General features: G+C 41.2%; 22 protein-coding genes. 13 read left to right on the top strand and 9 right to left on the bottom strand.

The window, feature by feature from the left end:
- Positions 1 to 8 precede the first annotated feature (8 nt).
- The 10 genes from ACX3PZ_RS09385 (at position 9) to ACX3PZ_RS09340 (ending at position 10,197) form a co-directional block, all read left to right on the top strand.
- Entirely contained in the window at positions 9 to 1,268 is a 1,260-nt protein-coding gene (locus ACX3PZ_RS09385; RefSeq protein ID WP_459084161.1) for a nucleoside permease, read from the top strand.
- A gap of 119 nt (positions 1,269 to 1,387) precedes the next feature.
- Entirely contained in the window at positions 1,388 to 2,569 is a 1,182-nt protein-coding gene (locus tag ACX3PZ_RS09380) for a thiolase family protein (RefSeq protein WP_459084160.1), read from the top strand.
- Positions 2,570 to 2,662: 93 nt separating this feature from the next.
- Entirely contained in the window at positions 2,663 to 4,153 is a 1,491-nt protein-coding gene (locus ACX3PZ_RS09375; protein WP_459084159.1) for an MFS transporter, read from the top strand.
- A gap of 146 nt (positions 4,154 to 4,299) precedes the next feature.
- The gene (locus ACX3PZ_RS09370; RefSeq protein WP_459084158.1) at positions 4,300 to 5,226 is read left to right on the top strand and encodes a mevalonate kinase family protein; all 927 of its coding nucleotides are present in this window, start codon (positions 4,300 to 4,302) and stop codon (positions 5,224 to 5,226) included.
- A gap of 32 nt (positions 5,227 to 5,258) precedes the next feature.
- Entirely contained in the window at positions 5,259 to 6,158 is a 900-nt protein-coding gene (locus ACX3PZ_RS09365) for a UbiA family prenyltransferase (RefSeq protein ID WP_459084157.1), read from the top strand.
- Positions 6,159 to 6,213: 55 nt separating this feature from the next.
- Positions 6,214 to 7,434, top strand: coding sequence for a TCR/Tet family MFS transporter (locus ACX3PZ_RS09360; RefSeq protein WP_459112627.1), 1,221 nt, complete (start codon positions 6,214 to 6,216; stop codon positions 7,432 to 7,434).
- Between the two features lie 68 nt (positions 7,435 to 7,502).
- Positions 7,503 to 7,880 (top strand): Sec-independent protein translocase subunit TatA/TatB, encoded by a 378-nt coding sequence (locus ACX3PZ_RS09355; protein WP_459084154.1) that lies wholly within the window; start codon positions 7,503 to 7,505, stop codon positions 7,878 to 7,880.
- A complete protein-coding gene (locus ACX3PZ_RS09350; RefSeq protein WP_459112626.1) occupies positions 7,877 to 8,425 on the top strand; it encodes a phosphatase PAP2 family protein in 549 nt (182 codons plus the stop codon). Before ACX3PZ_RS09355 ends, ACX3PZ_RS09350 begins: the two co-directional genes overlap by 4 nt.
- 84 nt (positions 8,426 to 8,509) lie before the next feature.
- Positions 8,510 to 9,865 (top strand): hemolysin family protein, encoded by a 1,356-nt coding sequence (locus ACX3PZ_RS09345; RefSeq protein ID WP_459084150.1) that lies wholly within the window; start codon positions 8,510 to 8,512, stop codon positions 9,863 to 9,865.
- 2 nt (positions 9,866 to 9,867) lie between these two features.
- Positions 9,868 to 10,197 carry an ATP-dependent Clp protease adaptor ClpS gene (locus ACX3PZ_RS09340; RefSeq protein ID WP_459084149.1) on the top strand — a complete coding sequence of 110 codons (330 nt, stop codon included), beginning with the start codon at positions 9,868 to 9,870 and terminating at the stop codon, positions 10,195 to 10,197.
- A 74-nt stretch (positions 10,198 to 10,271) separates the two neighbouring features.
- Here ACX3PZ_RS09340 and tamL read toward each other — a convergent pair whose 3' ends face one another.
- The gene (gene tamL, locus ACX3PZ_RS09335; RefSeq protein ID WP_459112625.1) at positions 10,272 to 12,845 is read right to left on the bottom strand and encodes a translocation and assembly module lipoprotein TamL; all 2,574 of its coding nucleotides are present in this window, start codon (positions 12,843 to 12,845) and stop codon (positions 10,272 to 10,274) included.
- Here tamL and ACX3PZ_RS09330 point away from each other — a divergent pair.
- Positions 12,831 to 13,571, top strand: a complete 741-nt coding sequence (locus tag ACX3PZ_RS09330; RefSeq protein WP_459084147.1) for a TrmH family RNA methyltransferase — start codon at positions 12,831 to 12,833, stop codon at positions 13,569 to 13,571. The genes tamL and ACX3PZ_RS09330 overlap by 15 nt on opposite strands.
- 21 nt (positions 13,572 to 13,592) lie before the next feature.
- Here the strand turns inward: ACX3PZ_RS09330 and ACX3PZ_RS09325 are convergent, their stop codons facing one another.
- The 4 genes from ACX3PZ_RS09325 to cmk form a co-directional block, all read right to left on the bottom strand.
- Complete coding sequence (locus ACX3PZ_RS09325) at positions 13,593 to 14,084, bottom strand: phosphoribosyl-ATP pyrophosphatase (protein WP_459084146.1); 492 nt, start codon at positions 14,082 to 14,084, stop codon at positions 13,593 to 13,595.
- 4 nt (positions 14,085 to 14,088) lie between these two features.
- Positions 14,089 to 14,397 carry a phage holin family protein gene (locus tag ACX3PZ_RS09320; protein ID WP_459084145.1) on the bottom strand — a complete coding sequence of 103 codons (309 nt, stop codon included), beginning with the start codon at positions 14,395 to 14,397 and terminating at the stop codon, positions 14,089 to 14,091.
- A 103-nt stretch (positions 14,398 to 14,500) separates the two neighbouring features.
- The gene (locus ACX3PZ_RS09315) at positions 14,501 to 14,914 is read right to left on the bottom strand and encodes a YtxH domain-containing protein (protein WP_459084144.1); all 414 of its coding nucleotides are present in this window, start codon (positions 14,912 to 14,914) and stop codon (positions 14,501 to 14,503) included.
- 157 nt (positions 14,915 to 15,071) lie between these two features.
- Complete coding sequence (gene cmk / locus ACX3PZ_RS09310) at positions 15,072 to 15,746, bottom strand: (d)CMP kinase (protein ID WP_459084143.1); 675 nt, start codon at positions 15,744 to 15,746, stop codon at positions 15,072 to 15,074.
- Positions 15,747 to 15,922: 176 nt separating this feature from the next.
- Here cmk and pyrH point away from each other — a divergent pair, with 176 nt between their 5' ends.
- Both pyrH and frr read left to right on the top strand, forming a co-directional pair.
- On the top strand, positions 15,923 to 16,627 hold the full coding sequence (gene pyrH / locus ACX3PZ_RS09305; RefSeq protein WP_459084142.1) for a UMP kinase: 705 nt from the start codon (positions 15,923 to 15,925) through the stop codon (positions 16,625 to 16,627).
- Between the two features lie 66 nt (positions 16,628 to 16,693).
- A complete protein-coding gene (gene frr, locus ACX3PZ_RS09300; protein WP_459084141.1) occupies positions 16,694 to 17,248 on the top strand; it encodes a ribosome recycling factor in 555 nt (184 codons plus the stop codon).
- Positions 17,249 to 17,302: 54 nt separating this feature from the next.
- On the opposite strand, the gene ACX3PZ_RS09295 is transcribed toward frr, so the two are convergent.
- From ACX3PZ_RS09295 to ACX3PZ_RS09280, 4 genes are all read right to left on the bottom strand, one after another.
- On the bottom strand, positions 17,303 to 17,842 hold the full coding sequence (locus ACX3PZ_RS09295) for a hypothetical protein (RefSeq protein WP_459112624.1): 540 nt from the start codon (positions 17,840 to 17,842) through the stop codon (positions 17,303 to 17,305).
- A gap of 182 nt (positions 17,843 to 18,024) precedes the next feature.
- Positions 18,025 to 19,482 carry an LptF/LptG family permease gene (locus tag ACX3PZ_RS09290; RefSeq protein ID WP_459084139.1) on the bottom strand — a complete coding sequence of 486 codons (1,458 nt, stop codon included), beginning with the start codon at positions 19,480 to 19,482 and terminating at the stop codon, positions 18,025 to 18,027.
- 69 nt (positions 19,483 to 19,551) lie between these two features.
- Entirely contained in the window at positions 19,552 to 20,190 is a 639-nt protein-coding gene (locus ACX3PZ_RS09285) for a LolA family protein (RefSeq protein WP_459112623.1), read from the bottom strand.
- Between the two features lie 99 nt (positions 20,191 to 20,289).
- Entirely contained in the window at positions 20,290 to 22,722 is a 2,433-nt protein-coding gene (locus ACX3PZ_RS09280) for an FtsK/SpoIIIE family DNA translocase (protein WP_459112622.1), read from the bottom strand.
- Between the last annotated feature and the right edge of the window lie 181 nt (positions 22,723 to 22,903).

Here is a 22,903-nt window from a genome sequence, read left to right as displayed (position 1 = left end):
ACCATCTTATGAATGTAAAATTAAGACTTACCATTTTAAGTTTCTTGCAGTTTTTTGTCTGGGGAGCTTGGCTAATTACAATCGCTGTTTATTGGTTTTCCACCAAACAGTGGGGTGGAGCCGAATTTGGAGCTGTATTCTCAACCATGGGAATCGCTTCGATTTTCATGCCGGCCTTAATCGGGATTATTGCCGATCGATGGGTGAATGCAGAAAAGCTGTATGGAGTGCTTCATTTCCTTTATGGGGGAAGTCTTCTGTTAATGCCTTCGCTAATCAATCCTGACCAATTTTTTTGGGTTATGCTTTTAGCCATGCTTTTTTACATGCCGACAATCGCACTTTCAAATTCGATCGCTTACAACGTTTTAAAAAACAGTGGAAACGATGTTCTCAAAGATTTTCCACCCATTCGGGTTTGGGGAACCATTGGATTTATCATCGCGATGTGGGTGACCAACCTTACGGGCAGTAAAGATTCCGCGGATCAATTTTACATTGCAGCAGTGGTGGCTTTTATCTTAGGGATTTATGCCTTTACACTTCCGGATTGTCCACCGCAAAACAAAATCCCGAAAGACGCACCGCTAAGTGAAAAATTAGGGCTGAAGGCTTTTTCCTTGTTCAAGGATTATAAGATGGCTCTTTTCTTTTGCTTTTCCATGCTCCTTGGAGCTGCGCTTCAACTCACCAACATGTACGGCGATACGTTCTTATCTGATTTTGCAAACGATCCTAACTATGCCGATAGTTTTGTCGTGAAGCGGTCCACCATTATCATGTCTATTTCTCAAATTTCAGAAACGGTCTTCATCCTAGCAATTCCTTTCTTCCTTAAGCGATACGGAATCAAAAAAGTGATGCTTATCTCCATGTTTGCATGGGTTCTTCGCTTTTTGTTACTGGGATACGGAACGCCAGAAGGAATGGGTCTTGTGTTCATCATTGTTTCTTGCATCGTGTACGGAATGGCTTTCGATTTCTTCAATATTTCTGGATCTCTCTTTGTGGAAGGAACCACCGATTATAAAATTAGAAGTTCTGCGCAAGGGGTCTTTATGATGATGACCAATGGATTTGGAGCGGTGATGGGAAGTCTTGTGAGTGGTTGGATGATTGACACATACTTTACACTTCCTGGCGGAGGAAAAATGTGGCATGAAATATGGCTCGTGTTTGCTCTCTACGCCTTTGTAATTGCCATTGCCTTTTGGGCGCTATTTAAGCATAAACACACCCCTGAAGCCTTAAAAACGATTACACACTAAGGCTTACTACAGAGCCGAAACACATAAAAAAATACACTCTTTCGCAGTGTATTTTTTTTTGTATTTTAGAGCCGAATCAATTTTAACGAAAATTTATAATTTTAAATAGATAAAGAGCAATGAAAGAAGTATTTATAGTCGCCGCGGCAAGAACCCCAATGGGTAGTTTTAATGGAAGCTTATCAAGTGTACCGGCTACCACCCTAGGTTCGGTGGCCGTTAAAGGCGCATTGGATAAAATTAAGTTAGAGCCAAGCGAAGTAGAAGAAATTTTCATGGGAAATGTACTGCAAGCTGGGGAAGGACAGGCACCTGCCCGTCAGGTGGCTCTAGGAGCAGGACTTTCTACCGAGACTCCGGCCACGACCGTGAACAAAGTATGTGCATCCGGAATGAAAGCGATTTCCATTGGAGCGCAAACCATCAAGTCAGGCGATGCTGAAGTGGTCGTGGTGGGAGGAATGGAGAACATGTCTCAAGTACCTCACTATTACCATGCGCGAACCGCAACCAAATTAGGGGATGTGAAGATGCAAGACGGTTTATTGACCGATGGTCTGACTGACAAATATGGAAAAGTTCATATGGGAGTTTGCGCTGAGAAGTGCGCCGCCGAATATGAGTTCTCAAGAGAAGACCAGGACCGCTTTGCGGTAGAGTCCTATACGAGATCCGCAAAAGCTTGGAGCGAAGGAAAATATAGTGAAGAAATTGTCGCTGTGGAAGTACCTCAAAGAAAAGGGGATCCGATTGTGGTGAATGAAGATGAAGAATACAAAAATGTAAACTTTGACAGGCTCTCCACGCTTCCTACCGTTTTTCAAAGAGAAAACGGAACCGTGACGGCGGCCAATGCCTCCACCTTAAACGACGGGGCATCCGCACTGGTTTTAATGTCAAAAGAGAAAATGGAAAGTTTAGGGCTAACACCTCTAGCAAGAATTGTGTCCTATGCTGATGCTGCGCACGAGCCAGAGTGGTTTACCACGGCACCTTCTAAAGCTCTTCCTAAAGCCCTTAAGAAGGCAGGTCTTTCCCTTGATGAGATTGACTTTTTTGAATTTAACGAGGCGTTTTCCGTTGTGGGACTCGTAAACAATAAAATTTTAGGTTTAGACAGCGCGAAAGTCAATGTCAATGGGGGAGCTGTTTCCCTTGGGCATCCACTTGGAAGTTCCGGTGCGAGAATTGTGGTCACTTTGGTAAATGTTCTAAAGCAAAACAAGGCTCGTTATGGTGCTGCAGCGATATGCAATGGAGGCGGAGGTGCTTCTGCGATCGTGATCGAAAACTTAGCGTAAAAAGCTACACACTAATTAAAAATCCATTAAGACTTAAAAAAAAGGTTGTGTTCTTAATGGATTTTTTACTTTTGTCTAAATTATACTAATTTCATGTCAAATTCCTCTCTCTCCCCACAAGGGGTTATAAAGAATAATCCTAAAATCATGAAGGGGTGGGCCTTCTATGATTGGGCAAACTCTGTGTATTCCTTAGTGATCACCTCGACGATTTTCCCAATCTATTACTCCATCCTTACGACCCAGTACGAAAGAAAGGAATTTTTAGCGGATCAGAATCGTTGGATCAACGTTCCCGTTCGTCATGAAATTGAACTCTTTGGTCAGTCCTACCATCCCGATGCAATCTATGGGTACTCCTTAACGATTTCGTTTTTCATCGTGGTTTTGATCTCTCCTTTTCTCTCTTCCCTTGCCGATACCATAGGGAATAAGAAATCGTTTTTGCAATTTTTCTGTTATTTAGGAGCGACCTCTTGTATGGGACTCGCCATGTTTACGGGAATGGAGAACGTGTTTTTAGGGCTTCTCTTTAGCATTACCGCGAGCGTAGGCTTTTGGGGCTCTTTGGTGTTCTATAATTCCTTCTTACCCGATATTGCCACTCGGGACAAGCAAGATGCGCTTTCGGCGCGAGGGTACGTCTATGGATACATAGGATCCGTGGTTTTGGTGGTTCTTTGCCTACTTCTTATTATGGTTGTGGCCGAGGGACCGAAGGAGCAGTTGATTTATACCCGCGTTAGTTTCTTACTGACCGCAGCCTGGTGGTTTGGTTTCTCCCAATACACCTTTAAACATTTGCCTGTCTTTGGGGATATCAAAGAAAAACTACCGAAAGACTTAGTGCTTTTGAACTATAAAAACATCTTTAAAAAGCACGAGGAGAATGGTGGTTTCTTTGAAGTTCTAAAAGACAATGTGAATTTCTATTGGGACATTGCAAGACAAAGTTTTCGTGAACTTTTTAAAGTGGGGAATATTTTGTTTAAAGACACCAACCTTAAATTCTTTCTTTCGAGTTTCTTCTTCTACAGTGTGGGAATGCAAACCATCTTTCTGATGGCAACGCTCTTTGGGAAGAGTGAAATCAATTTGGACCAGGGAAGATTAATTGCCACTCTTTTGGTGATACAGATTGAAGCGATTATCGGGGCGATCTTATTTTCGAGACTCTCGAGACGAATCGGGAATAAGAACGTGATTTCCATTGCCGTGGGTCTTTGGATCGTGGCTTGTCTCGCCGCCTTCTTTTTGAACCGCGAAGATCCAAATGTAGAGTATCAATTCTATTTTGTAGCGGGTATTGTAGGACTTGTGATGGGTGGACTTCAAGCCATGTCTCGATCTACCTATTCGAAACTACTTCCTGAAAACTCAATGGACAATACCACGTTTTTTAGTTTTTACGATGTGCTTGAGAAATTAGCGATCATTCTGGGGACTTTTATCTTTGCGACGCTGATTGAAGAATTTAATAACATGCGTTATGCCGCTCTCTCCATGGTTCTGTTCTTTTTGATTGGATTGGTTTTAATACGGTTCGTGAAAGGCAGTAACAGCCCAAATAAGGAAGTTCTTTAAACGAGAGTGATTTAAAAAATTGTAAAAAGCTAAACCTTCATTATATCAGTGGATTAGCGGATGATTTAGGCCCGGTTTTTGCATACTGCACTAAAAATATAATATCGTATCTTTGCCGCAAGGTTTAAGACCTGTAATTGAAGCGTATGTCCAGTCCTTTATTCTATGCGAAAATACTTCTCTTTGGAGAATACGGAATTATAGAAGATTCCCAAGGCTTAACGGTACCTTATAGTTTTTATAAAGGCACGCTAAAGTTCTCTGATTTGGATTCTGATTTTGAAAAGCGTTCAAACGAAAGTTTGCAGCGCTATATGAAGTTTCTGGAAACTCTTGAACTGCCTGCAGAATATGAGTTAAAGGTGGATGAATTCCAAAAGGATTTAAAGAAAGGTCTTTTCTTTGATAGCAACATTCCCCAAGGGTATGGAGTGGGGAGTTCTGGCGCCCTGGTAGCAGCTATTTTTGAGCGCTACAGCCGAATTAAATACCCAGCGGATTTAATTAGCAAAGATGAACTAAAAGCGCTAAAGAAAGTTTTTGGACTTTTGGAGAGTTTTTTCCATGGCACCAGTAGTGGAATCGACCCTTTGATTTGCTATATGAACCTGCCCATCTTAATTGAATCGAAAGAAAGTGTCGATAAAGTGTCTCTACCTTCTCAAAGCGAAGGGAAAGGAGCTATCTTTTTAATTGACTCAGGAACCGTGGGAGAAACCGGTCCGATGATTCAAATTTTCTTTGATAAGATGAAAACAGAAGGGTTTAGAAAGACCCTGAAAGAAGAATTCATTCGCTATAACAACGCTTGTATAGAAGCGTTCCTAAAAAAGGATATGAATCCTTTTTTCCGAAACTTAAAGAAACTCTCTCTTTGGGCCTTTGATCATTTCAAGCCTATGATCCCTGAGAGTTTATACAAGGTTTGGAAGAAAGGCATTGATTCCAATGCTTACTATCTGAAGCTTTGTGGAAGCGGAGGAGGAGGCTATATCTTAGGATTTACAAAAGACTACGAGAAAGCTAGTAAAATGCTAAATGGATTTAACAAAGAAGTGATCTATCGCTTTTAAATCGAATCTGAAAAAGCAAAATTAACTCGCCCATGAAACAGAATAGCCCGCTGATGTACCGTGTATCTCAACTGGTAAGTCTCCTAATTGGGGCCCGGATTTTCATGCTGCTACTCTTTACCTTTGCCCTTTACGTATCTACTTTTTTTATAATCAACCAAGAAGAAACCTTAAAGCAATTTGTCTTTGATTATAAAATTCATGGGATTATCTTTTGTAGCATTCTAAGCATTGGTGCAGGAGGGATCATCAACCAATTTTACGACCTTGAGAAAGACCGAATTCAAAAGCCCTTTGTGACGAAGCTGCAAGGCTTTTTGAAGCAAAAGTATTTTCTGTATTCCTATGTGCTGTTAAATGCATTCTCCCTGGGCATTGCCTACTTTCTTTCCCCACGAATCTTCGTCTTTTTTCTATTCTATCAATTTATGATGTGGTTTTATAGCCACAAATTAAGCAAGATTGTGATTGTGAATAACCTTACGTTTGTAAGTTTGACCCTTTATCCTTTTTTTGGAATGCTTGTTTACTATCAGCATTTCTCGCTGAATTTATTTTTGATGGCTGCTTTTTTGTTCTTAATCCTTTTGGTGGTCGATGTATTGAAGGACTTCTTAACGCTAAGGGCCGATGTGCTATTTGACTACCAAACTTTGCCCATTGTCCTTGGAGTGAAATACACCAGTGTACTTGTGGCTGTACTACTTGTGGTCACCATGGGGGTAGCTTTAGGAATTGTAGCGCGAATTCAGTCCTTTAATTACCTTACCTTTTATTTTAGCAGCTCCATTCTTGTGCTTTTGTTTGCCTGCATTCGAGTGGTTCGTGTTCGACTTGCAAGAATCCCACTGCTTCTAAACACCCTTAGGGTCTGGATTTTCATTGGAGTAGTGTTCATGCTAGCCAATGGGATTTACGAAAAACTTCATTAGCGATTTAATTCTACCTTCTTAATTGCGCAAAATGACTTAAATTTGCAGCCTTATTATGGCGAAGAAAAAGCAAAATTCCGCTGCCATGGGGTTTATTTTTATAACCCTTCTAGTGGACATAACCGGTTGGGGAATTGTAATTCCCGTAGTTCCGAAATTAATTGAAGAACTGATCAATGCAGACATATCGGAGGCGGCCAAGTATGGAGGTTGGCTCGGGTTTCTCTACGCATTTATGCAGTTTGTTTTTGCGCCTATCCTTGGAAACCTAAGCGACAAATACGGTCGCAGACCTGTGATTTTGCTTTCGCTCTTAGGGTTTTCCATAAACTTCTTTATTCAGGCTTGGGCACCCACCATTTTGTGGCTTTTCATCGGACGTATATTCTCAGGTATTACCGGGGCGAGTGTCACGGCAGCCAGCGCCTACATTGCAGACATTTCAGACGATTCCAATCGTGCCAAAAACTTTGGACTCATCGGGGCAGCCTTCGGACTTGGATTTATCATTGGTCCGGTCTTAGGTGGGGTTTTAGGGGTGTACGGAGCCAGGCTTCCCTTCATCGCAGCCGGTGTTCTTTGTCTTGTGAATTTTCTTTATGGAATTTTTGTTTTGCCAGAGAGTTTAGAGCCGAAATACCGTCGTGATTTTTCTTGGAAACGAGCCAATCCGATTGGAAGTCTTTATCAGATTAAAAAACATCCTGAAATTTTCAAACTGCTTCTTGCCTGGTTCCTGGTCTATGTGGCTGCGCATGCGGTACAGACCAATTGGGCTTACTTCACCATGTTTCGCTTCTCTTGGGACGAACGAATGGTGGGAATCTCTCTTGGGGTGATGGGAGCTATGACCGCCCTAGTTCAGGGGTATCTCGTGTCCAAAGTCCATCCGCGAATTGGTAGCGAACGCAGTATTTTGTATGGAATTCTCTTTTACGCGGTAGGAATGCTTTTATTTGCCTTTGCACCCGAACCATGGATGATGTTTGCCATTCTTGGAATCTATACTTTAGGAGGAATTGCAGGTCCTGCTCTTCAGTCCCTAATTACCTCCAAAGTTCCTAAGAACGAGCAGGGGGTTTTGCAAGGAGCCCTTACAAGTGTAGTGAGTTTAACCTCTATTATTGGTCCGCCTATGATGACCAATGTCTTTTATTATTTTACGCACGATACGGCCCCTTTCTCATTTCCGGGAGCTCCTTTTTTCTTAGGGTTTCTTCTTATGGGACTTAGCGCTGTGTTTATCTATTATGTGTTTCAAAAACAATCCAAATAACAAAAGAAGTAGGCCTTTTTTAAAGGCGATGTAGAAGTGGAATGGAAAATCTTTATTAATTTAGCAGCATGGAATTAGGATTCATGGAAATGGTCGTCATTGCAGTGGCCATTATCGTACTTTTCGGACCTGACAAACTGCCTTCAATTGCGAGAGACCTGGGCTCTGGGGTTCGCAAAATGAGAGGCGCAATGGACGATATAAAAACCGAAATTCTTAAGGAAACCCACGAGCCGGTTTCTGAGATTAAACGAGAAATAGACAAAGTGAAAATGGCGGCCAAAGAGTATACTCCTGTGCAAGAAATAAAGCAGGAAATCGAAGACTTAAAAAAGGCCACCACGATGGATAGCAATTCTCTAGTCAAGGACGAGGGTGCTGAGAAAACGGCCCTTCCTTCTTTTGAAGATCCCACCCACGAGGGTCCGGTAAGCCGTAGATCATGACGAGTCTCTTAGAATACGATACAGAGCTCTTTCTTTTTCTTAATAATTTAGGAGACAGCTCTTTTGATTCCTTTTGGCTCCTTGTATCCAAAACTTTTATTTGGATTCCACTCTACGTAATTTTCCTCTATTTATTAAAATCCAATTTCGGTTGGCGAAATTTGGCTTTTATGCTTCTTTTTATTGCTCTGGGTGTGACCATCTCGGACCAATTGTCCAACGTCTTTAAATACGGAATAGAACGACTTAGGCCCTGTCATGAGCCTTCGCTTGAGGGTCTGGTTCGAGAAGTGAAGTGTGGAGGCCCCTTTGGGTTTTATTCGGCCCATGCCTCCAATACCTTTTTTATTGCAGCCTTTATGTTTTTGCATTTAAGAAAGCGAATTAAGCCCTATGCGATTTTGTTTCTTCTTTGGGCAGGGGTCGTCGCGTACAGCCGAATTTATCTAGGCGTGCATTATACACTCGATGTGATTTATGGAGCGCTAGTTGGGGGGTTGCTTGGAGGTACTTTTTATGCCTTAAGTTTAAAAACACTTAAGTAATTCTCCTAGGCGTATTAGGCGTAACTTCCTCAAATTGAAATTAAAAAAATGTTTATCTTTGCCCCAATGTTTATTAACTTTTAAATGGACTCAGACTTAGTCAAGATTTTATTAGCCTTATTTTTAGTATTACTTAATGGTTTTTTCGTAGCTGCTGAATTTTCAATCGTCAAGGTACGCTATTCACAAATTCAGCTCAAGGCTGCAGAAGGCCACAAATTAGCCAAGCATTCCGAGCACATCATCAAGCATTTAGACGAGTACCTTTCTGCCACGCAGTTGGGAATTACGCTTGCCTCACTGGCCTTAGGTTGGGTTGGGGAGAGCGCGATGCACCATCTAATTGAAAAGGTCTTCATACAATTCAATTTGATGGCTGACCCTACGACCATTACCACGTTGTCGCTTGTGATTAGCTTTTTAATCGTGACCGTGATGCACATTGTCTTTGGTGAATTGATTCCCAAGTCCATCGCAATCCGGAAAGCAGAACCGACCACCATGGCGATTGCCGTGCCTCTTCGTGTGTTTTACACCGTCTTTAGACCCTTCATTTGGACCATGAATCAAATGTCGAATGCCTGTCTAAGGCTCATGAAGATCAACCCAGCCTCAGACCAAGAAATACACTCCACGGAGGAATTGCAGCTTCTTGTAAAGCAGTCTGCAGATTCGGGAGAAATTCAGGAGGAGAACTATGAGATTATCAAGAACGCATTTGATTTTACAGACCACTCTGCCAAACAGATCATGGTTCCTCGTCAAAATATTTTATCCATTGATCTTGAAGATTCCATTGAGGAAATCATAGAGCAAATCATGGACAGTGGATACTCTAGAATTCCTGTGTACGAAGATTCCATCGATAACATTGTCGGCATCTTTTACGCCAAGGAGATTGTAAGGGAGTATGTAAGAAGAAAAGCGACGATGGACCACGAAGTTTTACGTTCGCTTATGCGGGATGCCTTTTTTGTGGTGGGAAGCAAAAAGATTTCAGATTTGCTCAAAGTCTTCCAACAGAAGAAGCAGCATTTGGCCATTGTCATTGATGAGTTTGGAGGAACCGAAGGGATTATTACTTTAGAAGACATTCTAGAGGAGCTTGTAGGTGAAATTCAAGACGAGGAAGACGATGAAGATAAAATTGTGGACCAAGTAGGAGAAAATATTTTCTGGGTTCAAGCCACCCAGCCTTTGGAAGAGATTAACGAGAATCTTCCGAAAGAGTTTCCACTCTCGGAAGAAGGGGAATTCAATACCCTTGCAGGGTATATTTTGCACCAACTAGAAAACATTCCGGAAGAAAATCAAGAGTTTGAAATCAACGGGTATCAGTTTAAGATCCTGAAGATGAATAATAAAAGTGTGGAGGTAGTAGAACTAATCTATGAAGACGAGTCTACAGACCAGGCCATAGACGAAGAAATGACAGAGTAAAAATGGCAAGTGAAAGACTTTTAGGGACCCTTTCCCTAAATCGCGATTATAACGATCCAAAAAGAGAAAAAGAGGAGCAGCAAGATGTGCTCGTTTTAGAGGAAGATGAGTTTGAAAATAAGCTCGTGGTTTGGAACGACGATGTGAACACTTTTGATTTTGTAATTGACTGTCTTGTGAGTATCTGTAAACATTCTTTAATTCAAGCAGAGCAATGTACGCTTCTCATCCATTACAAAGGAAAGTGCACCGTCAAGTCAGGTTCTTTAGAGGTACTTAAACCGATGCATGAAAAACTCTTAGACAAAGGCCTCACAAGCGAAATCGTTTAAGACTTTTCGTGAAACAAAACTAGGAGCCCCGCATTGGAAATGCAGGGCTCTTTTTTTAGTTTTATGTCTCTACATTAGAACGGATATCCGAATGCGAAATTAAGCGTAGGCTTAAAGGGTTGCCATTTGCTAATCACCCAGCGGTCTCCCTCGGGACGGTTGGGGTCATGGACTTTCCAAGCCGCGTCGAGACGAAGTGTAATATAAGCCACATTGATACGTAGTCCAAGCCCTGCACCTACTCCCATTTGAGAGATGAATTTGCTAAATTTGAACTGATCCCCAAAGCCACTGTCTTTTAGATTCCAGATGTTACCTGCATCCACAAAGGCAGCTCCCTCAAACATGGAACTAAAAGGCATTCTATACTCAATGTTGGTGGTTAATTTGATGTTATCCATCACATAGGCCCTTACCCGTTCGTCTAATTGAGAGTCGGCGGGTCCTAGACCTCCGAAAACCCTCCAAGCTCGGATGTCGTTTGATCCTCCATTGAAATAAGAACGCACAAAAGGCATGGTAGAGGAATTGCCATACGGAATTCCAATGCCTACGAACTGGCGAAGTGCGAGGGTGTGTTTATTGTCAAAGAATTGAAAGTACTTACGTACGTCAAAATCGAACTTTACAAATTGAGAATAGGGAATGTTAAAAATGGCTTTTTGCTCATTTTGCGCCGCGATGCCTTCACTTTGGGAAGCCTCTTTTGCAAGGATGCCTAGGAGGTTTCCGGCGGTTTCTATTTTTCCATTAAAATAGAAAGGGTTGATTCTATCTTTCTTGCCAATCTCGTTGTAAATGAAATTGTAGATCACAGAGGAGATTAAAACATCTTGGGTTTGTCTGTCCTTGTTTATAATCGATTGGCGGAAGTTATTGAATAGGTCTAAATCCGGTCCTGCCAAATTTTCCTGGTAAGGCAAATCTTGGAGAATTTGACTTGAGACTTCATCGGAACTCACTTGTCCCTGCATGAATTCTTCATAGAGCGTAGGGGAATAGAGTTGGAACATTTGGTCCCTGAATTCTCCATCCTTTGGAAAGTATTCGTAATACCGGTCTTTGTTTTGGGTTAAGCTTAATTGCGTATTGAATAACGAAAGTCGGTGGGTCACCACATCGTTTATATTAGCGAAGTAATTAAGTCCCGTATTAAAGGAGATTCTACCTAGACCAATGTTATTTTGTACACTCACTCCTAAATTGACATTGGAAGTTGGAGAGTATCGTTTTGGGAAAAGCTTATACGAACGGAAGGGAAGTAATAGCCTAGGGAAACTTAGGGTTCCTTGCGCAGAGACTTCGTACGCCACAGAGCGTTTGTCTAAGTTTTTTGTGTCCTTCACGCTTCCCACAATTCCGGAAAGCCCCACCGTTAAGTTTTCCGCTCCTCCAAAAACATTTCGTGAGGTTAAATCCACAGAGGGCGCGAGACCAAAATTGAGGATTTGAGAATAACTCAAATCGAGGGCCGTTCTTAAATCGTATTTGGGTAGAGGAGCGAGGTAATAAGCCACGTCTATAATACTGTCTGAGTTCTTTCGTAAATCCTCTTCGTAACTAATAATACTAAAATTATTCATCGCCGAGAGGTTTCGTTTCGTAAGGTCAAGATTCCCTTGGTCATAGACTTCCCCATTTCGAAGAATAATAGGACGCCAAAGGGCAGGGGTCTTGTACTGATCATCCAACTTATAGATATTAATCCCTCTTAGAGAGTCTTTCACCGTTAGAGGAACATCTTCCATGGTTTCTACCACATAAACCTTTATATCTCCTATGGTAGCCTTCTTGTAAGGAGTATGAAGAGAGTCCTTTTGGATCTCCATCACAAGGGGTATGTTTTTACGACTTTGAAGCGTGTCGGCTGTGAAATAAATTTCCTCGTTGCTTGCGTTAAAACGATAGTAGCCCTCTTTACGCATCTGCTGAGTAATTCGATCGACTTCGTCCTCTAATTTTGTTTGGTCTAGTATGTCCCCTGTTAAAATTTTGCTTTTCTCGAATTGACTCTCGTACTGCGCCTTGATGTTTGGATCCGGTATGTCGTAATAATACTCAGAGATTCGCGTAGGGTCGTTGTGCTTAATTTGGTATTCTACTTCCGCTTTTTTAGCGCTCGAGTCCAACTTGTGGTGAAAATTGACATTGGCATCCCAATAACCACGAAATACAAGTCGTTTCCTTATGTTGTCAGCACTGTTCTCAGATTGACTTTGGTCTAAAATGACGGGAGGTTGTCCAATGGTGTGTAAAAAACGATCCATGAAAAGGTTCTTTCCTACGTCTTGGGGCATGTCGTATTTTAAAAAGAGCGAGTCCCGTAGTTTTTGATCGCGGATTTCTGAAGGGTAAGTCATGTACTCGGAGAGTAGGGTGTCGTATTTGGGTGTCGCTAAATTGTAGGCCATCAGACCGATAGGAAATAGAAACAGAGCCTTTTTGTTAGGAGATTGACTCACATAGCCGGGAAGTTCACTAGCGTGTTCTTTTGAATCTACGTATTCAAATTTGTTTTTTACGAGTAAATATTCCCCATCGGGTACTTTTTTCGTCGTACTACAGGCATAAAGAACACCTATTGATGTTGCGACAGAAAAAAATATGTGATACTTTTGAAAATATTTCTTGCAATGCTTACCGCTCATACTATAAAAGTTATACAGTCTTTAGACAAAAAGAAGTTCAGACAAAAATACAATTTGTTTTTGGTTGAAGGCAATAAAACCATCTCTGAACTTTTTAATTCCGATTATAAAATTAAACAAATATTCTCCTTAGAGCCAAACTCTCTTACTCAAAGTCCTTCGTATAAGGAGTTGATAACAGAAATTGGGCCAACCGATCTAAGGAAAATTAGTTTTTTAAAACATCCGAAAGATTCCGTTGCCCTCGTGGAACAAAAAGATGAATCTTCGGTGCTAACTGGGACTAAATTGAATTTGGTTTTAGACGGTTTGCAAGATCCAGGCAATCTAGGAACGATCATCCGACTAGCCGATTGGTTTGGGATTGAACAAATCGTGTGTAGTGAAGACACAGTAGATTTATACAATCCGAAAGTAATCCAAGCCTCTATGGGATCCTTTACTCGCGTGAAGGTCCATTATTTGGATCTTCCTACTTTCCTTGAGGAATCCGAACATATAGCTGTCGGAACCGATATGCAGGGAGAAAATCTTTATGAGTTTGCGTTTCCTGAAAAAATAAACCTCATTTTAGGAAATGAGGGAAATGGAATCCGATCTACCCTAGAGCCTCTGCTTGAGCGAACCCTTACCATTCCGCAATTTGGCGAAATCCGCTCCACCGAGAGTTTAAACGTCTCGATGGCAACAGGCATTATTTTAGGCGCTTATTTTTCGAACCGATAATCGGGACCTAAGAAGAATATTCTAGATTAGTTTTTCTAAACTAGATACGCTTTTGTTTTTCTCGTATACCTCAAGTTTGGATCGCAAGAATCGAAGGGCCATTGGAGCCACATAGATTAAGACGAGTCCTAAAATTCGATTTCTCCAGCTTTTGCTTTTGATGCTTTTCTTGGCTAGATTCCCCACAAGGGCTGCCGTGCCTAACTTGAGAGAAGTTTCTAACAAGTTGGACTGAGCGTTGGTGTGATCAAAAGCTAGAAGGGATCGGTTGCTTTTTTTTCCTAACAGTGAGTTTCCAAGTCCTTTAATCAAAGGAGCCGTTTTGATGGCCAGTTTCTTCTGACCGTCTTTTGATGGTTTTTCCGTCAAAAACTGGTCGGAGAGTCCTCCACTGAGAAGACTTAGTGATTCTTTTGGACTCTCAAAGGTAAGTAGGCCCTCTAGTTCTTGAACTTCGGCCTTGAGTTCGAGCTTTCTTTTTCTTAGCTCCTCGATGGTCGTAATTTTGGCCATAATCTTAGTCGTTTATAAATTTGATGATTCCTCCTGCCACTTTGGATGTGATGAATTTTCGCAATACAATTAGCAGCAATAATACAAGCAGGTAGAAACCCGCTACGATGAGTATTCCATAGCCGTAGTTCCCGAGCAAAGAACCAATATAGAGTCCTACACCGATATTAAATAAGAGAATGAAAAACAGAGCAGCCAAAGCTGCCAGGCCGAAGAAAACAAGGAGTCCAGCGCCTTTCGAAGATTTTTCAGTCGCTTCTAATTTCAGGAGCTCGAGTCGTTTGCTAGCGTACTCTTTAACGAGATGAATCATACGTAATAGAAATTTGGTGTGAATTTACAAAAAATGGGAAACTTAAAAAAGCTAAGTTTCCCATGAATATTTAAATGCCTAGCCTTGGAGAAAGGCGCCTTTGTTATTTTAAGGCGTCCAGTTCCGTTTCAATGTCCTTTGAGACTTCTGCTACCGTTCCTGCAGCCTGGCTTTTGTACTTATCATAGCCTTCTTTTACAGAACTCGATACTTTGTCCGCCGTCTCTTTGACTTGCGAGGAAATTTGACTGAATTGATCTTTTACTTTTTCCGACACAATGCCGTATTGATCTTTTACCTTTTCTGCGGTCTTACCGTACTGCTCTTTTACCTGCTCAGAGGTTTTCCCGTACTGTTCTTGCGCTTGGTGTGCTAGATCGTCCGCTTTGGATTTGATTTTCTTTCTGGTTTCTTTTCCTTCTTCAGGTGCATAAAGCATTCCTAAAACTACGCCCGCGGCTGCTCCTGCTAAAAGCCCTGCCAATACGGCCGCTGTATTATTTCCTTTCTTTGCCATTTGTTCTTGAATTTTGATGTTATTAATCGTTTAATGGTTCTTCTGTGAAGGTGCAACAAAAATGCCAAATTGAAACCGATTGGTCATAAAGTATGTTAAGGTGGGAATTATGATATTTTTTCGCTTTTCAGCTCAAAATAAGACAAAAATTCTCTTTTTACTTCGTGATATGAGACAAAATGAGTGCAATGGTTTGCTCTTTGGTCAGCTTGGTATTGTCGATCAGAATTGCATCTTCTGCCTTACGAAGAGGGGATACCTCGCGTTCACTGTCCATCTTGTCACGCTGCTCAAGGTTCTGTTTTACTTCCTCTTTACTCGTTTTTTGTCCAAAAGAAAGCAGTTCAAGGTATCGGCGAAGAGTCCTTTCGTCAATACTGGCGGTCAGGAAAAACTTATAATCAGCGTCGGGAAGTACCGTGGTGCCTATATCACGACCGTCCATAATTACACCGCCTTTCTGCGCAATTTGCCGCTGAGTAGAAAGCAAAAAGTCTCTGACAGGTGCTTGTTTTGCGATGTAACTTACATGGTCGCTAACTTCCGGAGATCGGATTTCCATTGCGATATTCTGTCCATTAAGATAGAGGTCTAGTTCGTTTTCATTTTGTTTAAACTCGAGTTCAATACGATCAAAATGGGAATAAAGCTTCTCTAGATCCAAGGACTTCTTAGATGAGCGGCACTTGCTTAACGCAAAATAAGTGATTCCACGGTACAGAGCTCCTGTGTCGAGGTGGATTAAGCCTAGCTTTTTCGCAATTTCTTTTGAAATCGAACTTTTTCCTGTGGAGGAAAATCCATCCATGGCAATGACAGGTTTGCGGTTCATAAAGAAAGTAGTTTAGTATTAATCAATGTACATGGGATCAAAGTGGTTGACTTTTAAAAAATGCCTTACAAAAGTAAGTCATTTTGAAAGAGCTTCAAAAATTAAAAGGTTATTTTAATTGCCAGGCTACAAATTATCGACATTTCCTTATATTTGCACCTAGGAAAATAAAAGAAATGAAATACCAAAGAATCCTTCTAAAATTAAGTGGAGAAGCCCTGATGGGAGAACGTGCTTATGGAATTGACAACAATCGCCTAGAGGAGTATGCAAAAGAGATCAAAAAGGTAGTGGATCTAGGATGCCAAGTGGCCATCGTCATTGGAGGAGGTAATATTTTCCGAGGACTTGCAGGAGCTGCCAATGGAATGGACCGTGTTCAAGGGGATTATATGGGAATGCTTGCCACCGTGATTAATGGGATGGCACTTCAAGGCGCCCTTGAGAACCTAGGGGTGTATACCCGTTTGCAAAGTGCCATTGAAATGGATAAAATTGCAGAACCTTTTATTAAGAGACGTGCCACACGCCACCTTGAAAAAGGGCGAGTGGTGATTTTTGGAGCCGGTACAGGAAATCCTTATTTCACGACGGACACGGCCGCAACGCTTCGTGCTATTGAAGTGGGAGCAGATGTCATTTTAAAAGGAACCCGTGTCGATGGAATTTACGACAGCGATCCGGAGACCAATGCCGATGCTGTGAAATTTAATTCCTTAAGTTTTAAAGAAGTCTTTGAAAAGAACTTAAAAGTAATGGACATGACCGCCTTTACCTTAAGCCACGAAAACCATTTGCCAATTCTCGTGTTTGATATGAACAAACAGGACAATTTGCTAAAAGTGGTGCAAGGAGAGCAGGTCGGAACCCTTGTGAACTAATTTTTTTTTGGAGTAGAATCCAAAGAGCATCAAACAATGTGTAACCTATCAAATTATATATACGTAATGGAAGAATTAGATATAATTGTGGAGTCAGTGAATGACGAAATGAATGCCGCAATCAAACACTTAGAGCACGCGTTTCAAAAAATACGCGCAGGAAGAGCCTCGACAACGATGGTACAAGATGTAATGGTGGAATATTACGGTGCCCCTACACCTCTTTCTCAAGTAGCAAACGTTTCGGTTCCAGATGCCATGACCATTTCAATTCAACCATGGGACCGTACCGCAATTCGTTCTATTGAAAAAGGAATTATTGATTCCAATTTAGGGTTTGCTCCTTCTAACAATGGGGATACCATTATTTTGAATGTACCTCCTTTGACCGAGGAACGAAGAAGAGATCTTGCAAAGCAAGCCAAAGCAGAAGCAGAGCAAAGCAAAGTGACTGTACGTAACGCGCGTCAAGAAGGAATGAAGGAACTAAAAAAATTGGACGGCATCTCTGAAGACTTAATCAAACAAACAGAAGCTTCTGTTCAGGAGCTTACTGACAAGTTTATTAAGGTAATTGATGAACAAGTCAAAGTAAAAGAAGCCGATATTATGAAAGTGTAATTGTCGCTTTCCTATTATATACGAAAAAGGGATCTCGAGTTTGAGATCCCTTTTTTAATCCTCAAAATCTCTTTTGTTTTGTTTGAAATTTCGCTTTTCTTTTTGCAATCGCTTTGATTTGTCGTGTTTTTCATCTTTGTTTTCATCACTCTCAAAACAGATGCCGTCACGACCTAGGGGTGAATTTTGCTTTACCATCAGTCCGTCAAGTGTACAATAGGGAAGTCCGCATTCGTGTTTGGAATAGGTGCCGAAATTACGGTGTCCAAAGCGTTTTTCTTTCAGGATCTTTTGTTGGTTGTCGCGGACACTTTCCCAAAGTACTTGGCTCTCTTGTGGGGTCAAGTCCTCACCTAGGGAAACCACTTTCATATAGGTTCTAGGATCTTTGAGCTGGAGGAAATCAAATGTTTTTTGGAAAATCGTATGGGCAAAATCACGGATTTCTAGAAGTTCATTCAAGGTGAGCATTTCGTTTTCCAATAAGGAGCGATACAGTCCCAGAGTATTAAAATCAGAATATTGCTTGTGGTTTTGTATGTAGTGCAAGTATTCTTCTTTGTGAAGCTGATTGAAAGGTTTGTTGATTTTCATTTGCATAGCGAAGTTTAAAGGCTGATTCTTATGTAATCTCCATAAGACGAACTGTTTGCATACTAAAGTAGTAATTTTCCGTGAATCTATTTCACGAAAGGGAGATTTTTTTAAGAATGCAGAAGTCTAAGATTTAGGAACGCAGCTTTTGCGCATTCGAGTTCTTTGGAATAACATCGAGTCTACTGATATCGCTTGTGTTCTTCAGGCTTTTTTTGAAATCTTGCAATAAGCGGTTTGAAGAAGGCGCGGTACTTTTCTGCATCAAACAATTGAGAGTCTCGAACGGCTTTAATCGTGAGCCAAACTGCAAACGGGAAGAGCACTAGATTCGGGATCCAGGCGGCCAAGTACGCGTTCATTTTCCCTTTCCAGGATAGGTTTTCGACCGTTAAATTCATGACATAGAAGATGATGAAAATTACGATGGCAATGACCACCGGAAGACCGACTCCTCCTTTTCGTATGATGCTTCCTAGACTGGCTCCAATGAGGAAAAAGATCAGACACGTAATGGAGTAGGCGAAGATACGCTGTTGGTGCATGATCATCTTGTTTTGAAATTTGATGATTCCATACATTTGTTCCTCCTTGCCCTTAAGTTCGTTTTTCTGTGATTCTATTTTGTTGTAGGCAGAATAGAGCATCTCTAATTTCTGGTCACTTTTGATTGTGTCCAGTTTGTATTGAGGTTTTAATTTTTGGTCTTGCTTTTTGTTTGCTTCAATAATTTGAATGTAATTATTGGCTTGGCTAACGAGGGATAGGCCCATGCCTTCGACGATTTCTTTGTTTTCCTTTTTCCTTTCTACAATGGTATGGTTAATTTGTCCGAAGGTCTGGAAGCGGTAATCGTCTTTAATTTGTTCTTTTTCGATGGCATTGCTAATGAGCTCGCTCACGTCAAAATGAGAAACCAAGGTGTCAAATTTAATGGCCTGGTTCGGCTGCTTTAAGCGCTGATAATAATCCTTGTTTTTATAATTATCCTCAAAAACATAGCCGTCGAAAAGAAGCAGTTTTAAATAATTTTTGTCGGCCGCAGGAACAAATTTTCCAGACTTTGCTACAATGGCCTGTTGATCTTCATAGATGTTGGTCGATTTATGAATAAAGACCCCTTTTAAGTTCTCTGCATTTTCACCCGAAATTTCATCAAATTTCACAGCAAAGCCAGGGAGCTCATGAATGAACTGTCCCGGAGTAAAGTTTAATGCAGGTTTTGTGGCCGCAATATTGTACAGCATGTTTTTCGCCTTTCTTTGAAAATCGGGCGTAATGTTGTTCTGAAAGATAAAGAGTATGCTCGCAAGAAGAACATTTACCAGGAACAAAGGCATCATCACACGGACCAGGGAAATCCCTGCTGCTTTCATGGCAGCAAGTTCATAACGCTCCCCAAAGTCTCCAAAGGTCATAATAGAGGAGAGCAGAATCGTAAGGGGAAGGACCATTCCCACGACCGTGGCCCCCATGTAGAATAAAAGTTTGATGATTTCAAAGGTACTTAGCCCTTTGCCCATGAACTGAGCCATCTGAATCCAGATGATGTTCACAATGAAAATGAAGAACAGCACGCTGAAGATAAAAAGAAACGGCCCGAAAAAGGTCTTAATTATATAGCGGTCTAGTAATTTCATTGGGGCAAAAATACTTAAAAAGTCACAAAGCAAAAACTTTGTGACTCTATTCTCTATGGATTTTTTGAATTATAATTCCGTGATCAGATAATTTTGATACGCTTGACGGTTAAATTGGAAAAAATTAGACTCTAATTTTTGGTTTGCACGGTAGTCTTGAATGGCAATTACAGCCACTTGGTTGTCTGTAGAATACTGTTCTACTTTTACCAGTTGATTCTTCGGCGAATTTACGTAGATAAAAACATATTTAATCCCACTCTTTTTTACGGGGGTTAGCTTTATGAGGTCCGTTTGAACTCCATTGAGCTGGCGTTTCCCAACATAAGTAGTTTGGTAATTGGTCTTGTAAGTATCTAAATAATTGGTAGGCGAGAACATCATTTCGCTCCCCGAAGCCTTCGCAATGGTGACTTCCCTATCGTCCTTGCTAATGTTGTATACTTTGGATCCGTCAAAAAGTTGCTCGGTGTCCATAATCGTTAGCTTGTACTTGGAAGGAGTTGTATAGAAGATCCCGGTCTGCGTTTGGGTGACCTTACCTGCAGGTCCCGTTCCGTATGCAAATTTAAAGTACGTGTTTTGGTTAGATTTATAGGTTTTGGAAACCGCATCGAGAATTGTTCTCGATTTTTGATCCGCACTCTGTGCGCTTAAGGTGCCTAGAAATGCAAAGGTTCCTAGTGCTATGGCAATTTTTTTTATCATTGTTACTTTCAATTTTGTGAATTACTTTATCTTGGATAAGCTACTTCTTCAAAAGTTAAACCGGCAGCCCTCAAGCTGCGTCTTCAAGTCTTTCCAAGCTTACGGGCGCAATTCTTCCAAAAATTGTTCCAAAGCATTTAAGTCGGTAATCAAAACCTCTCTTGCTTTCGCTCCATTAAACCCTCCTACGATTCCGCTTGCCTCCAATTGGTCCATGATGCGACCCGCTCGGTTGTATCCTAATTTTAATTGACGTTGGAGCATAGAGGTGGAACCTTGTTGGGTCGAGACCACAATTTTGGCCGCTTGTTCAAAGAGGGCATCTTTTTCGTTGGGGTCAAACTCAACGGTGCCTGAAGAACCTTCCTCTTGGGGTGGATCTGGAAGAACCATGGCCGAACTGTAACCTTTTTGAGCTCCAATGTAATCCACAATCCGTTCTACTTCCGGGGTGTCTACAAAAGCACACTGGAGTCGAACGATTTCATTGCCGTTAAAATAAAGCATGTCTCCTTTTCCGATGAGTTGCTCGGCACCAGGGGAATCTAAAATCGTACGCGAATCGACATTGGAAATCACACGGAAAGCAGCCCTTGCTGGGAAGTTCGCTTTAATCATCCCTGTAATTACGTTCACAGAAGGTCTTTGTGTGGCCACGATAAGGTGAATACCCACGGCTCTTGCGAGCTGGGCTAGTCTGGCAATTGGATGTTCCACTTCTTTCCCTGCCGTCATAATAAGATCTGCAAATTCATCCACAACCAAAACGATGTACGGTAGGTATCGGTGTCCGTTTTCAGGATTCAACTTGCGTTCAGAGAATTTTTTGTTATACTCCTTAATGGTTCGACAAAATGCATTTTTTAGAAGATCGTATCGAGTGTCCATTTCCACACATAAGGAGTTCAGTGTGGCAATTACTTTTGAGTTTTCCGTAATGATCGCTTCGTCGGTACCAGGTAGTTTGGCTAGGTAGTGGCGCTCAATTTTTGAATAAAGGGTAAGCTCCACTTTTTTAGGATCCACCATCACGAATTTAATTTCGCTTGGGTGTTTCTTGTAGAGTAAAGAGGTTAGAATCGCATTAATCCCCACAGACTTTCCTTGACCGGTTGCTCCTGCCATCAAAAGGTGAGGCATTTTGGCTAAATCGGCCATGAAGATTTCGTTTGAAATGGTTTTTCCAAAAACCACGGGCAAATCCATGTCCGTATTTTGGAATTTTTGAGAAGCGAGTACGCTTTTCATGGATACCATGGTAGGGTTCTTTCTGGGAACTTCAATTCCAATGGTCCCCTTGCCTGGCATCGGGGCAATAATTCGAATCCCGTGCGCAGAAAGATTTAAAGCAATGTCGTCTTGCAGTTTTTTAATGGCAGAAACCCGAATTCCAGCATCGGGCACAATTTCGTAGAGAGTGACCGTGGGACCTATGGTCGCTTTGATTTCGGAAATTCCGACATTAAAGTTTTTAAGTAGTCCGACAATTCTGTTTTTGTTTTCTTCAAGTTCGTCTTGATTAATGGAAATTTCTTCGTTTCCATAGTCTTTCAAAAGTTCGAGGGTGGGCATTTGAAATTTGGCCAGTTCCAATCGGTGATCGAAAAGTCCATACTCTTTGACAAGATCTGCGGATTTTTGTGCCATCTCATCCCACTGATCTTCCTCTTTTGCAATTTCCACGTTAAAGTCAAAAGAGTCTTCCTTTGTCGTTTCTGATTTTTCAGTAAATTCCTTTATTGGAACTGTACTCACAGGAGTATTTAAAGTGGAGGTAAGTGGAATTGTACTACTACCCAAGGATTCTTTTTGGGTACTTAGTGGGAAACTAGGCTCTGTTGTAGTGGGAAGGGTAGATACTGGCGAATCTTCCTCAGTCTCATCTTCGATTCGCTCCTCATCTTCAAACGAATTTGAACTTGGTAAAAATTCTTTGACTTTTCCTAGAGTGCTATCGTTAATATCGTTAAGTCTTTTTTTGATCGCACTGGGTCTTAAATTGAATTCAAGAATAAAGTAAAGTGCTATACTAGAACCTAATACTAGCCAAAGTCCTACATTTCCAATCATCGAGGCTAAAAAGTCCATGATTTGATAGCCATAAACTCCGCTCAGTACGCCTTCTCCTTGGGTGACTGCTCCTAGGAAAATAGGAAGCCAACAAATGAAAAATAGGGAATGACCAATGGTTTTCCAAGGTTTGAAATATTTCTTTTTTAAAATAAGGGTACCCAGCATTAAAATAAGAAAGGCGATGAGGAAGGCTGCGATACCAACGCTCTGGAAAATAAACAAGTTGCCCAGATAATCGCCTAATTTCCCAATGAAATTAGAGGATTTTATTGTTTTGTCGAGCATGCTACCTGCCTGGCTTTGGTCCGCTTTCCAATTGAATAAAAAGGAAATAAAGGACAAAAAGAGTATGAGGCTCAGTAGAATGAAAAACAGGCCAAAAAAGATGCGCGGTTTCGAAAGCGTTTTGTTATCGCTAAGTGTGCGGCTTGTGGAGGGGGTTTTAATTTTCTTTTCCATAAGTTCAATCTTGGCAAATTTAATGTTTTTACTTTAGAATTTGGTCATCGCAGTAGAATATCTAATCTCCAACTTTTGCAGGGATTTGTCTCAAATTTAGATGCAAATATCTTGATGGAAATTCGTGTGTTAAGATTATAGGGCGTATTTTTGCATCCAAACGGTAAAAATCGACTCTAAA

It is taken from the genome of Chryseobacterium sp. A321 (assembly GCF_054489265.1).
The sequence above is the reverse complement of the archived record's forward strand: the minus strand, read 5'-3'. Positions and strand labels throughout refer to the sequence as shown.